This is a genomic window from Bradyrhizobium sp. DN3, assembly GCF_041357655.1.
Lineage (GTDB): Bacteria > Pseudomonadota > Alphaproteobacteria > Rhizobiales > Xanthobacteraceae > Bradyrhizobium.
Window position 1 is genome coordinate 184,938 of record NZ_JAULLN010000014.1, and the last position, 13,460, is coordinate 198,397.

12 protein-coding genes are annotated in these 13,460 nt (G+C 64.5%); 2 read left to right on the forward strand and 10 right to left on the reverse strand.

The genetic code is table 11. The features are described 5' to 3' along the window. The first annotated feature begins 6 nt into the window (after positions 1-6). Positions 7-903 (forward strand): carbohydrate ABC transporter permease, encoded by an 897-nt coding sequence (locus AAE027_RS21730; RefSeq protein WP_370986887.1) that lies wholly within the window; start codon positions 7-9, stop codon positions 901-903. Between the two features lie 146 nt (positions 904-1,049). Here the strand turns inward: AAE027_RS21730 and nikE are convergent, their stop codons facing one another. From nikE to hydA, 8 genes are read right to left on the reverse strand one after another with little or no spacing between them, the layout of a single operon-like run. Beyond that, positions 1,050-2,711: a nickel ABC transporter ATP-binding protein NikE gene (nikE, locus tag AAE027_RS21735; protein ID WP_370986555.1), complete on the reverse strand. Its 1,662-nt coding sequence runs from the start codon at positions 2,709-2,711 to the stop codon at positions 1,050-1,052. Beyond that, positions 2,708-3,568, reverse strand: a complete 861-nt coding sequence (locus tag AAE027_RS21740; RefSeq protein WP_370986554.1) for an ABC transporter permease — start codon at positions 3,566-3,568, stop codon at positions 2,708-2,710. Before AAE027_RS21740 ends, nikE begins: the two co-directional genes overlap by 4 nt. Then, positions 3,565-4,596 carry an ABC transporter permease gene (locus AAE027_RS21745; RefSeq protein ID WP_370986553.1) on the reverse strand — a complete coding sequence of 344 codons (1,032 nt, stop codon included), beginning with the start codon at positions 4,594-4,596 and terminating at the stop codon, positions 3,565-3,567. The genes AAE027_RS21740 and AAE027_RS21745 overlap by 4 nt, the downstream gene beginning before the upstream one ends. Positions 4,597-4,624: 28 nt before the next feature. Continuing rightward, the gene (locus AAE027_RS21750) at positions 4,625-6,244 is read right to left on the reverse strand and encodes an ABC transporter substrate-binding protein (protein ID WP_370986552.1); all 1,620 of its coding nucleotides are present in this window, start codon (positions 6,242-6,244) and stop codon (positions 4,625-4,627) included. A gap of 46 nt (positions 6,245-6,290) precedes the next feature. Further along, entirely contained in the window at positions 6,291-7,811 is a 1,521-nt protein-coding gene (locus AAE027_RS21755; protein WP_370986551.1) for an NAD(P)-binding domain-containing protein, read from the reverse strand. Beyond that, entirely contained in the window at positions 7,808-8,569 is a 762-nt protein-coding gene (locus tag AAE027_RS21760) for an SDR family oxidoreductase (protein WP_370986886.1), read from the reverse strand. The genes AAE027_RS21755 and AAE027_RS21760 overlap by 4 nt, the downstream gene beginning before the upstream one ends. A gap of 1 nt (position 8,570) precedes the next feature. Beyond that, a complete protein-coding gene (locus tag AAE027_RS21765) occupies positions 8,571-9,548 on the reverse strand; it encodes an NAD-dependent epimerase/dehydratase family protein (RefSeq protein ID WP_370986550.1) in 978 nt (325 codons plus the stop codon). A 12-nt stretch (positions 9,549-9,560) separates the two neighbouring features. Beyond that, positions 9,561-11,030 (reverse strand): dihydropyrimidinase, encoded by a 1,470-nt coding sequence (gene hydA, locus AAE027_RS21770; RefSeq protein ID WP_370986549.1) that lies wholly within the window; start codon positions 11,028-11,030, stop codon positions 9,561-9,563. Positions 11,031-11,183: 153 nt separating this feature from the next. Between hydA and AAE027_RS21775 the strand changes: the two genes are divergently transcribed. Then, on the forward strand, positions 11,184-11,846 hold the full coding sequence (locus AAE027_RS21775) for an aspartate/glutamate racemase family protein (protein WP_370986548.1): 663 nt from the start codon (positions 11,184-11,186) through the stop codon (positions 11,844-11,846). Positions 11,847-11,862: 16 nt separating this feature from the next. Here the strand turns inward: AAE027_RS21775 and AAE027_RS21780 are convergent, their stop codons facing one another. Further along, a complete protein-coding gene (locus AAE027_RS21780) occupies positions 11,863-12,507 on the reverse strand; it encodes a flavin reductase family protein (RefSeq protein ID WP_370986547.1) in 645 nt (214 codons plus the stop codon). A gap of 18 nt (positions 12,508-12,525) precedes the next feature. Continuing rightward, positions 12,526-13,452, reverse strand: a complete 927-nt coding sequence (locus AAE027_RS21785; RefSeq protein ID WP_370986546.1) for an N-carbamoyl-D-amino-acid hydrolase — start codon at positions 13,450-13,452, stop codon at positions 12,526-12,528. Positions 13,453-13,460 lie beyond the last annotated feature (8 nt).

Genomic DNA, 13,460 nt, shown 5'->3' on the forward strand with positions numbered 1-13,460 from the left:
AAGCCCGTGCAGAGGCGTCCGGCGGCCCCCCGCGCAAAGCGAACGCTAAGCCGCGCACTGATCTACGCAGCACTCCTGTTCTGGACGATTATCTGCCTGTTCCCGATCTATTGGACCGTCACGACGTCGTTCAAATCGGCGGTCGATGTGACGCAAGCCCACTTGGTTCCCTGGGTCGATTTTCAGCCGGACTGGAAGGGATGGCGCTCGCTCGGCCTGTCGCCAGATACACTGTTCGGAACCTCGACGGCACGCTCCGAATTCGCGAATCGCTTCGTCAACAGCATCATCACCTCGGTCGGCGCATCCTTGCTGGCACTGATCCTGGGATCTCTCGCGGCCTACGGCCTGAGCCGCTTCCGCTACAAGTTCGCCTGGATGCGCAACGATGACATCCTGTTCTTCTTCATGTCCCAGCTGATCCTGCCGCCGGTCGTGCTCGCGCTGCCGTTCCTCGTCCTCTACAAGGCATTGGCCCTGCTCGACACGCGACTTGGCCTTGTCTTGCTCTACACGCTGACCGTGCTTCCGATCGTCATCTGGATCATGCGCGATCAGTTCAATGCGATTCCGATCGAGCTCGACGAAGCCGCCTTCGTGGACGGCCTATCGACCTGGGGTGCCTTTCTGCGGATCATTTTGCCGCTCGCTGTCCCCGGAATGATGGCCGCATTCATTCTCTCGCTGGTGCTGTGCTGGAACGAATATTTCTTCGCGGCGCTGCTCACGAGCACCGATGCGAAGACGCTCCCCGTTATGGTGGCGAGCCAAACTGGCTCGCAAGGCATCAATTGGTGGTCGATGGCGGCGCTGTCGACGGCGGCGATCGCACCGCTCGTCCTGGTCGGCATTTTCCTTGAGCGCTACATCGTCAGCGGCTTGACTACAGGAGCCGGAAAGTAGCCGGAGGCCGAGCCGGGGACTAATCGTGTTGCGAACTCGGTCGGAGAGGCTGATCGAAGCGGGCGACCTCAGGGAACCGCGTACCGTCGATGCGTGTCCGGTCGGGTGAGCGCCAGCCCCATCAACGAAACACCGAGATCGCGAAATCAGGCGGGCAGAAGCGAAGCAGGCGAACCAATGTGTGGAATAGCTTCGATCAGCTCGCGCGTGTAATCAGTCTGCGGATTGGTAAACAGAGCGAGGCTCTCGCCCTGCTCGACGATGCCGCCGGCGCGCAGCACGATGGTACGGCTGCACATCATGCGCACCACGTTGAGGTCGTGACTAACGAACAGGAAGGCGAGATTGTCCTCGCGCCGAAGCCGGTCGAGCAGCTGCAGCACCACGGCCTGCACCGAGACGTCGAGCGCCGCAGTAGGCTCATCGAGCACCAGCAAACGCGGCCGGCACGCAATGGCGCGGGCAATGCCGATACGTGCCTTCTGGCCACCCGACAATTGATGCGGGAAGCGTGACAACAATTCTCGCGGCAGACCGACGCGGTCGGCGCACTCCTCGACCCGGGAACGCAGCGCGTCGCCAGGGCGCAGGCCGGTGAGCCGCAGCAGCGGATGGGCAATGCAGTCGAACGCGGTAAAGCGCGGATTGAGGCTCTCATGCGGATCCTGAAAGACGATCTGGATCTCCTTGCGTAGCGACGAGCGATGAAAATCGCGCGCTGGCAACTTTGCGATCGAATAGCCGTCGAACAGGATATCGCCCTCGCTCGGATCGATCAGCCGGCAGATCATGCGCGCGGTGGTGCTCTTGCCCGAGCCGGACTCACCGACCAGGCCGACGCTCTCGCCCGCCGCCATGGTCATCGAGAAATCCGCCACTGCGGCGGCGCCATCGTCAAAACGCTTGACGATGTGCTGGACGTCGAGCAGCGGCGGTGTGCCCGGCGCGGGCGTCGGCCGCTCCTTCACCTCGACAACCGACAGAGCTTCGTCAGCCGGCACGAGGTCGCCGACACGCGATGTCGCGGTCGGCGATGACGCAACCAGTCGCTTGGTATAGGCGTGCTGCGGCACTCGAAACAATGTCTGGGGCGCGCCCTCTTCCACGAGCCGCCCCTGCTCCATCACCACCACGCGTCGGCAATAGTGTGCCGCGAGACCAAGGTCGTGGGTAATGAGGATTGTCGTCATGCCGCGCTCGGCGACGACGCGCGCCAAGAGGTCCATTACCACCTTCTGTGTCGTAACATCGAGGCCGGTGGTCGGCTCGTCGGCAATCAGAAGCGATGGATTGCAGGAAATCGCGATCGCGATCATCACGCGCTGGCACATGCCGCCGGAGAGCTCGTGCGGATAGGCGTCCAGCCGTCGCTCCGGATCGCGGATCTGCACCGCGTGCAACAGCTTCAGCGCCTCGGCCCGCGCCTCCTGTTTCGAGAGCCGCCGATGCGAAAGGATGGCATCGGAGATCTGGGCACCGACGGGACGGATCGGATTGAGCGCGGCGCGCGGATTCTGGAAGATCATCGCCATGTTAGCGCCATGCAAGTTGCGGAGATCCGCCCCCGACGCGCGCGTGATGTCCTGGCCCTTGAACTTGACACGACCGGCCGTGATGCGGCCCGCCTTGTCGAGCAGGCCAGTGACCGCGAATCCGGTCACGGATTTACCGGACCCGCTCTCGCCGACGAGGCCGAGCATTTCACCCGACTGCAGCGACAGCGAGACGCCCCGCAGCGCCTCGACGAGCCCGCGTCGGGTCGCGAACGTCACGCCGAGATTATCGATTTCGAGCAGTGGCGACATCATGTGCGCATGCGCGGATCGAGGATATCGCGCAACCCATCGCCGAGCAGATTGAAGCAGAGCACGGCCAGCATCAGGGCCAGACCCGGAAACGACACCAGCCACCAGCGGCCGGTCGAGATGAAGCGTGCGCCCTCGGCGACCATGATGCCCCACTCCGGCGTCGGCGGCTTGACGCCCAGGCCGATGAAGGAGAGGCCCGCGGCATTGAGGATCGCCCAGCCGAGATTGAGCGACATCTGCACTGCCATCGCCGGCAGCACGTTGGGTAGCAAGAAGCGCAGCACGACGGAGACATGCCCGTCGCCGCAGGCACGCGCCGCCTCGACCCATCCGAGATTGCGGCGGATGTTCACCTCCGCGCGAGCGAAGCGGATGTAGAACGGCAAATTGATGATCGCGGTCGCGATGACGATATTCTCGACCCGGTTGCCGAGCGCGGCGACCATGGCCATGGCGAGCACGAACAGCGGAAAGGCCATCAGAACGTCGACGAACCGGCCGATCGCACGATCGAGCTTGCCGCCGACATAGCCGCAGAGCGAGCCGATCACCGCGCCGATCACGAAGGATACGCTGACGGCTGTCACGGCAATGGCGAGATCGAGCCGCGTGGCGACGATCAATCGGCTGAAGACATCGCGGCCGAGCTGGTCGGTGCCGGCCCAGTGTAGTGCGCTCGGCGGCTGCAGCGCGCGCGGCACGTCCGAAGCGACGGGATCATAGGGCACCAGCATGGGGCCGAAGATCGCGATCAGCGCCAGCAATATCGCCCCGGCGGCGGCGGTCGCGGTGACCAGATTGCCGCGCAGCACCCACACGGCGTGACGCAGCGCCGACGATGTTTCTGTCAGGCTCATGCGACCGTCGCCCTGGGATCGGCGATGCCGTAGAGCACATCGACCAGGAGATTGACCACGACGAAGATGCTGGCCATCAATAGCACAAAGCCCTGCACCGGCGCATAGTCGGAGACCAACAGCGCATCGAGCGCGTAGGACGCAACGCCCGGCCAGGAGAACACTTTCTCGACCAGCACATTGGCACCGAGCATGGTCGAGAACACGATGCCGGCGATGGTGATCACGGGCAGGATTGCATTCCGCAGCGCATAGGTCACCACGATCTGCCAGCGCGACAGGCCGATCGAGCGCGCGGTACGCACGAAATCGCTGCCGAGCGACACCAGCATCGAGGCGCGAGTGATGCGGGCGAGCGGCGCGATCACGAACAGCGCCATCGTGAAGGCCGGCAACATCAACTGACGTGCCGCGGCCCACCAGCCCTCGAAGTCACCCGCGAGCAGGAAATCCACCATCAGGAAGCCGGTGCGCGCCGGCGGCACCGAGGCGAAGACGTCGAGCCGTCCCGTCGGATCGGGGGCAAGGCCCAGCAGATAGTAGAACACATAGATCAGCAGCAGTCCGGAGACGAAGGTCGGCACGCAGACACCGAGCGAGCAGAACAGCCGTACACCGTGATCGATCAGCGAGTTCGGCCGCAGCGCGGCCAGCACGCCGAGCGGCACCGCCGCGATCAGCGCGATCACGAGCGCGGTCAGCGTGAGCTCGAGCGAGGCCGGCAGCCGCTGCCGCAGGTCCTTGGCGACCGGCTGCCCCGTCATCATGGACCGACCGAGATTGCCGCGGCCGACATCGTAGAGATAGATGCCAAGCTGCTCCGGCAACGACCGGTCCAGCCCGAGCTGCTTGCGGACGATCTCGATCTCCTCCTTGCCGGCACTGGGACCGGAGGCAAAGAACACGGCGGGATCGCCTGGCAACACCCGCATCAGGAGGAAGGTGAAGACCAGCACGCCGAACAGCGCCGGCAGCGACGAGAGAAACCGCCGCCCGGCCCGGATCAAAGTTGCACCGATCGTGCCCATGGTCTCCGCCGCGCTCCCAGCTCCGCTGCTATTTGCGGCTCAGGTTACGGTAATCCACCTGGCGGGTGAATTGGTAGACATAGCCGTCGAGATTGGCGGCCATCACCGCGTCCTGCGCCGGCTGCCAGAGCGGGACCTGGAACATTTGCTCGAAATGGATGGCGTTGAGCTCCTTGCCTTCCGTCTCGTACTTCGCCTTGTCCGGCTCGAAGCGCGCCGCCTGCGCAATCTTCTCCAACTCGGCATTGTCCGTGGAGGAATAGTTCCAGCGCTGATTGCCGGTGTAGAAGTTGCGGTAGAAATAATCGGTCGACGGCAGCCAGGCGACGATGCCTTCGGTGAAGAAGGGCAGCTTCTTCTCATTGATCGCGGTCGACATCTGCGCATCCGGCAGCTTCTGGATATCGACCTTGATACCGATCTTCTCCAGCGATTCCTTAACCAGGGCGGCCATCGGCTCGGCAGTCGAGGCCTGGCCGACGTTGAAGCTGAAGGTCGTGGCAAAACCTTCGGGCACGCCAGCCTCCTTCAGATAAGCCCGCGCCTTCTCCAGATCGAGCTTGACCGGTTGCGGAATCGGATAGCCGCCGCTCGGTGGCTTGCCGTCGGCCCAGCTGGCACCGAACAGCGGCGCACCACGGCCGAACAGCGCCGCCTTGAACATGTCATCGTAGGGTAGCGCCGCGGCGACTGCCCGGCGGACGTTGACGTTGTCGAACGGTGGGATCTTGTTGTTCATCGAGATGAAGGTCACCGCATTGTATTGCGGCGTCGAAATCACCTTCAGCTTGCCTTTGGCTTCCAGCGCCTGCACGTCGCTGGCCTGCAGGTCGATCACGAGGTCGGCGTCGCCGCGCTCGACCAGATTGGCGCGCGTCGCCGGCTCCGGTACCGACTGGATGATCAGCCGCTTGAAAGACGCCGGCTTGTCCGGCGAGCCGCGATTCCAGGCCTCGTTGCGCTTTGCGATCGCCTGCTCGCCCGGCTTGAAGGTTTCGACGATATAGGCGCCGCTGCCCGCCTCGTTCTCCTTCAGCCAGCTCAGCGCCCAGGGATCCTCAGGCGTCGCGTGCGACTTGACGAGCTTGGAATTGATGATGATGGGATAGACGGTCGCAAGGTTCGGCAGCGCCAGCTTGTCGGGCCGCGGCAAGGTCACTTCCAAGGTCAGGGGATCGATCACCTTGAACTGGTCGGCGCTGGTCATCGAGCCCGTCAGCAATTGCGCCTTGCCGAGCACCGGCGCGGTGACGCAGCGGTCGAGCGACCATTTCACGTCTTCTGCAGTGACCGGCGAGCCGTCATGGAACTTGGCCTCAGGACGGAGCTTGAAGGTGAGCTTCAAGCCATCGGGGCTGACGCTGAAGGACTCCGCGAGCTCGCCATTCATGGTATCGAGATCGAACACCCATTTGCCGTTGAGCTGCTTGCGGCCGAACGACACCAGCCGGTCATAGCTGCTCATACTGAGCGCGAAGGCTTCGCGGGTCGAGCCGGGAATGTTGGGATCGAGCGTGTTGACCGTTGCCGCCGTCACGTAGCGCAAGGTCTCAGCGCGGCTCTGCGCATGGGCCGCGGGCGCAATCAATGTCACCGAAAGAAGAACGGCGGACGCCGAAATCAGATGCCTGGAAATCACGGGGTACATCGCTTCTGTCCTTTGTTAGGCCGCGCACGCCCGAAATGGCAGCAAATCATGTGCCAGAAGCGGGCAGTTTGGCATGCTTCTTCGTCGCAGTGGGATGCATCGGCAGGATGCTCGTTTGCTTGCCGTCGTCACGCGTCCCCCGCCGCAGTCGCCGGCGTGCGCGCCGGATCACAGCCTGAGGTACATCATAGGCCTGGAATGCCGCCCAGTGCTTGTCGATATCGGCGCGGAACAGGCCGCGCGTGAGGCCATGGACCAGCTTCGGCACCGCCGTCGTCATCGCATTGATCGAGGAGCCGGACGGACCAAAGCTCATGGTCGAGGCGATGGCGAACAGGTGAATGTCGGAGATCCACGGCGTTCGCCCAGCCGCGCGCTCGCGGAAGGCATAATCGTCCGACAGATAAGGAAAGGCGCCAAGGCGCGGGCTCTGTTCCTGCGGCGGCGGCGTGTAGCAGTCGGCCCAGCGCGCGATGTTATCGGCGCACCGCTTCAGTTCGGGGCGACCGGCGAAATCCATCATGACACCGGTGGCGCAGATAACGAAATCGACCGCGATCTCGCCACGTGGCGTGCGCAGCAGCACGCCGTCAACGGTGTCCCGCGCTCCCTCGACAGGTGCGCCCTCGCGCAGATGGAATGTCGCATGTTGGGCGCAGCGATCATAGGTGGCTTGCGGAAATCCCTCGCGCAGCTCGAGGATCGCACGCATGAAGCGCCAGCGCCAGGAATCGTCGAGCTCGGAGAAGTGCCTGAGGAAGCCGCGGAAGGTCAGCCATCGATAGGGCTGCACCAGCTGGATCGCAGCGCGCCGGCATAGCAAATGCACGGCGCCCGCACCTGCCTCGAGTGCCATCGCCGCGTTATCGAAGGCCGAGGCGCCTGCGCCAATCACCGCGACTCGCCTGCCGCGTAGCGCGGTAAAATCTGTCGGCGCCGCGCAGGTGACGCATCGCGACGACGGCAGATGCTGCAACGGTTCGGGAATGCCCCAATCGCCCATGCCTTCCTGTCCTGTCGCGAGCACGATCTTGCGGGCGTAAAGCATCTCCTCGCCACGAGCAGTCCTCACTGTTGCCTGCAGCAGGCCGTTTACCCCGGGTGCGATATCGGTCACCTCGCAGCCATTGCGCACCGGCAAATCAAGCACCTTGCGGTACCACAACAAATAGGCCGCCCAATATTCGCGCGGGATCAGACCAAGATCGCGCCAGCTCTCCATTCCGAACTTGGCCTCATGCCAGGCCTGATAGGTCAGGCTTGGCAGGTCGAGATCAGGTCCGGTGTAATCCTTTGGACTGCGCAGGGTCGGCATCCGCGCATAGGTCAGCCAGGGGCCTTCGAAGTCCTTATCCGCCTTGTCGAGCACGAGGATGTTGGTGACCTGTGAGCGCTGCAGGCCGAAAGCCGTCGCAAGACCCGATTGACCGGCCCCAACAATGAGCACATCCAGAGCGCGGCCGCCATCGGGAGCAGTCATCGGCGTCAGCCAGGGCATGCTCGGATGCGCCGTCTTGGCAAGATCGGCGCGGACCTGAACCGCGAGTGCTGCAAGACCATCACTCATGCCGCGAGCCACCCGCCATCGACTGGAAGCACGGTACCGGTGACGAAGGAGGAATCGTCACCGGCGAGATAGAGCGCGGCCGCGGCCACTTCGTCGGCGCTGCCGAATCGCTTCATGGCGTGACGCTGCCGCGAGGCTTCGCGCACCGGCTCGGGATCGGCATGACGTGCAAAACTGCGGCGTAGCAGCGGCGTGTCGATCGCGCCGGGCGCCAACGCGTTGACGCGGATGCCATCGGTGGCGAAATCGACCGCCATGGTGCGGGTCAGGCTGACGATGGCCCCCTTGGCAGCAATATAGGCGCTGTTGCCCTTGCCGCCGGCGATCGCCAGCTGCGACGCCAACGTGACGATGGCGCCCTTGCCTTGCCGCTGCATGACCGGCACGGCCGCTCGCGCCCACAACCAGGTGCCGCCGACATTGGCGCGGAATACCGCGTCCCAATCCGTTGGTGAGGTCGTGATCACGGTGCCACCGCAGGAGAAGCCGGCAGAGGTCATCAGCACGTCGAGCCTGCCGCGGCTTGTTGCGACACTTTCGACGGTGGCGCTTGCAAAATCGGCGTCACCGACATCACCGACATGGACGCTGCCGCTGCCACCCTGTTGGCGAAGCATGGCCAGCGTTTCGGCCGCACCGTCGGCATCGCGATCGACCAGCGCAACGAAGGCGCCTTCGCGGGCGAACAGAACGGCGCTGGCCCGGCCGATCCCGGAGCCGCCGCCTGTGATGATGGCCACCCTGCCCGCCAGCTTCATCTCAGGCGCCTCCCCGATCGTGCTCATGCAACCAGCGCCGCATATGCTCGGCGGACTCCTCGCAGCCATATTTGGCGCGCCATCCGAATTCGTCGGCCATGCGCTGTACCGATAGCGGCGCCCGGGTCAGGCCGTGCACCGTCACGGTTGGTGTCTCACCGGAGACAGCCACGCGGCAAACGAAACCGCCGTCCGGGTCAGCAAAAGCCTTGCCCCAGGCTTCGGCGGTGAAGGTTACGCCGCTCGAGATATTGTAAAGCTTGTGGCGAGGCTGGGCGGCATCGAGCAGCACGCCGACGGCATCGGCGACGTCGGCTGCATAGACCCAGTCCCGCGCGCCGGGCTCGCTGAGCAACGCCGGCGCGCCCCGCCGCGCGCAATCCACGATCAGCGCCTGCGGCGACGGCGTGTCGCGGAAACCGCCGGCACGCTCGTGCGGGCCGAACACGCCCGAGAGCCGGACGCTGATCACATCAGCCTGCCACAGGTCGGAGAGCCGCGCCATCACACGCTCGGAGGCGAACTTCGTGATCGCATACAGCGATTGCGGATCGCAGGTCGTCGTCTCTTCGAGCAGCGGATAATGCCGGCCGCTCGCGCCATAGCTTGCAGCGGACGACAAGTTGATCACCCGCCGCACGTTTGCTTTGCTCGCAGCGGTCAGGATCGGCACCTGCGCCAGCAGATTGACGGCCAGGATACGCTCCGGCTCGGCGGCATCGCGCGCTGCGCCTGCCGTGATCGCGGCGCCCAGCACCACGGCATCGCATGCCGCCCCGACTGCAGCTTCAACCGCGCTGCGGTCGGTCACGTCCCCTCGCAGCACACGCAAGCGTTCACCGTAAGGTGCAAAGGCGCAGCGCGCCTCCGCCGGCAATTCGGCCTGATCGAACAGCGTGACCTCATAGCCGCGGGCAAGCAGCAGCTCCGCGATATTGAGCCCGACAAAACCTGCGCCGCCGAAGATCACCACGTTCATCGCGCTGACCACTCACAATAGCTTGGCGCCAAAATTCTGCTCGGGGCTCATGTCCGCGACCAATCGACCGGTCGGCTTCGCCGCCTCGCCACCGCTGCGGGCAAGGAAGCGGCCGGAGCCCGGCGACGCGTTCAGTTTGCCACTCTCGACGATGACGCGGCCGCGGGAGAGCACCGTCACCGGCCAGCCCTGCAGCGAACGGCCGGCGAACGGCGTGTAGCCGGCCAGATCATGCATCATCGCGTCGGTGACGGTAACGCGGCGATCGGGATCCCAGATCGCGATATCGGCGTCAGCGCCAACGGCGATCGAGCCCTTGCGCGGATGCAGATTGTAGATCTTGGCCGGCGCGGTCGCGGTCAGCTCGACGAATTTCTCCAGGCCGAGCCGCCCCTTGGAAACCATCGCGTCGAACAGCAGCGGCAACCGCATCTCGAGGCCCGGCAGGCCGTTGGCCACCTGCTTGAAGTTAGGGTTCGGCCCGGCGCGCAGCTTGCCGGTCTCGTCGAAGCGATACGGCGCATGGTCGGAGGAGATGGTTTGCAAGTCGCCGAGCGCCAACGCCTTCCACAGCGCCTCCTGATCGTCCTTGCGGCGCGGTGGCGGGCTGCACATCCATTTGGCACCCTCCGCGCCCGGCTTGTCGAGATCGTCGGCGGTGAGGAACAGATATTGCGGGCAGGTCTCGGCAAATACTTTCAACCCCTGCCCGCGGGCATCGCGGATCGTCTGCGCGCCCTCGGCGGTCGATACATGGAAGATCATGATCGGCTGGTCGACCAGCGCCGCCATGCCGATCAGGCGGTTGAACGCTTCGGCTTCCGAAAAGCGCGCATGGCTGATCGCGTGATATTTCGGATGAGAGTAGCCGCGCGCCAACAGCCGTTTCACCATCCAGGAGATGATGCCGTGGTTCTCGGCGTGGGCGCAGAGCATCGCGCCGCCCTCGCGCGCGGCAACGAGAATGTCGAGCAGCGGCTCGTCGTCGATCTTCAGTCGGTCATAGGTCATGAAGATTTTGATCGAGCCATGGCCCTGACGGATCAGCAGCGGAAGGTCGCACTCCAGCGTTTCCTTGGTCGGATCGGCGATGATCATGTGAAACGCGTAGTCGATCACCGCGCCTCTGCGCGCCAGCGCGTGATAGTCCTCCAGCACCTGCCCCAATTGCATCCCGACATGCTGCGCGGCAAAGGAGATGACCGAGGTCGTGCCGCCGAAGGCCGCCGACGTCGTGGCACTCTCGAAGGTATCGGCATTCATGATGCCGGCAGCAGACAACTGCTCGATATGACAATGGCTGTCGACGCCGCCGGGCAGCACGAGCTTGCCGCGCGCGTCGATCTCCCGTTTGGCCGGACCGAGCCCCCGTCCGACCGCGACGATGGCCTCGCCTGCGATCGCCACGTCTGCCTCGAACACGTCGGTGGTCGTGGCGACGCGTCCACCGCGGATGATCAGGTCATAGGCGGGTTCGGTCATGACGGTGTCTCCTTGCGTAACTTTCGAAATTCATCGGCGCCTGTTTTCGTCGCGGCGCGCCCTTGCGTCCTACGCATGACCGCTTCATGCTGCCCATGGCATAGTGATTGCCTCTGTTTCGCACCGTCAACACTGCCCAAACAGGAACCTCCCATGCCCCGACCGCGCATCATGGTCATCAATCCGAACTCCAACCGCGTGGTCACCGCCGGGCTTGCCGAGGCGTTGAAGCCGCTGTCCTTTGCCGACGGTCCAGAGATTGTGTGCGAGACTTTGGCCGAAGGACCCTACGGCATCGAAAGCCAGGCCGACGCCGAAAGCGTGGTGATGCCGCTGCGGCGCACCGTCGCCGGCGACAACGAGTCGGCAGCCTTCGTGATCGCCTGCTACAGCGATCCCGGCCTGCATGTTTGCCGCGAGGCGACCACGCGGCCGGTGCTGGGCATTGCCGAATGCGGCGTGCTGACTGCACTGACCCGCGCCGAGACTTTTGGCGTGATTGCGATCGCGCAGCGCTCGATCCGCCGGCACATGCGCTATCTGCGCCAGATGGGCCTGTTGGATCGGCTGGCCGGCGAGCGTCCGCTCGACATGAGCGTTGCGGAAACCGCATCGGGCGAAGGCACGCTCGCGAAGATGATCGCGGTCGGCCGCGCCCTGAAAGAAGAAGATGGTGCCGGCGCCATCGTGATGGGCTGCGCGGGCATGGCGCGCCATCGCAAGCCGCTCGAGGACGCACTCGGCATTCCCGTGATCGATCCGACCCAGGCCGCCGTCACCATGGCGCTGGGCGCCGTGCAATTCGGCGCGTCGTGACGCGGTGATTGGCGGGCTAGCGTGCTTCACGCGCCCGCCTCTCTTGCCAATCGTCGTAGCTCTCGCGGTCCATCGCGAACATGTCGCGCTGGGTCGAATAGAGATTGCCGAACAGCCGTCCGATGGGCTGATAGGTCGCCATGTCGACGTACATCCGCGCCGGATCGAGCAGACCTTCGCGGGCATGCAGATGCAAGACCTCGCCGACCAGCAACTCGCGGCCTGGACCAAATGCGAGCGAGACCTGCCGCCGGCACTCCAGCGCAAAGGGTGCCGCAGCCAGCCGCGGCACCTTGACCTCGGCACTGGCCTGCGTCGTCAGACCCACGGCCGCCACCTCGCTCTCGCCGGAGGGAAAGTCCACCGCGCAGTCGTTCATTGCTTTCGCCAGCGCCTCGTCCACCATATGCAGGACGAATTCGCCGGTGCGGTGAATGTTGCGCGTGGTGTCCTTGAACCGGCCGTCGGGATGATGCTGCAGGCCGAGCACGATCAACGGCGGGTCCTCGGAGAACACGTTGAAGAAGCTGAACGGCGCCGCGTTCAGGGCGCTGTTCTCGTCCATCGTCGTGACGAAGGCGATCGGTCGCGGCACCACCACGCCGCACAGCAGCTTGTAGCGGTCCCGAGGCGCAAGGTCGCGAAAGGAAAGGCTCGTCATCGCTACACGACCTTCAGCTCACGGCGGCGGGATCGCGCCGGTACGGCTGGTGATCAGGCCATAATGCTCGGTGCGACGATGGGCGGCGAAATTGAAGATCGTCTCTTTGCCGAACGCGGTGGCGTCGAGATCGCAGGGATGCACCAGCAGTTCGTCATCCTCCGTCTTGGCCTCGGCGACAATCTCGCCGTCCGGATTGACGATGATGCTGCCGCCGATCAAGCGATGGCCGTCCTCGTCACCGGCCTTGGCGACCGCAATCACCCAGCAGGAATTCTGGTAGGCGCCGGCCTGCGCCGAAAGGCGGTTGTGGAACAGCCGCTTCTCCGGCCCTTCGTCACCCTTCTGCGCGTTGACCGACGGCGTGTTGTAGCCGATCAGCACCATCTCGACGCCCTGCAGGCCCATCACGCGATAAGTTTCCGGCCAACGGCGGTCGTTGCAGACGGCCATGCCCATGATGCCGCCGAGATTGCGCCAGACCGGAAAGCCGAGATCGCCCGGCTCGAAATAGCGTTTCTCCAAATGTTGGTGTGTACGTTCCGGATCAAACTCGGCATGGCCGGGCAAATGGATCTTGCGGTATTTGCCAACGATATTGCCGCTGCGGTCGGTGAGGATCGCGGTGTTGAAATGATGGCCGTCCGGCGTCAGTTCGGCATAGCCAAAGCTCATCGCGATCTCGTGGCGGGCCGCGCGATCGAACAGCGGCCGCACGGCGTCATTGGGCATCTCGCGCTCGAACCAGCCATCGGCGTCGGCGCGGTTCTCCATGTACCAACGCGGGAAGAAAGTGGTCAGCGCGAGCTCGGGATAGACGATCAGGTCCGCGCCTTTCGCCTTGGCCTCATCCATCAGCGCGAGCATGCGCCTGACCACGACATCGCGCCCCTCCGCGCGCTGGATCGGGCCCATCTGGGCCGCGGCGACGTTGATCATGCGCATGGTTGTTG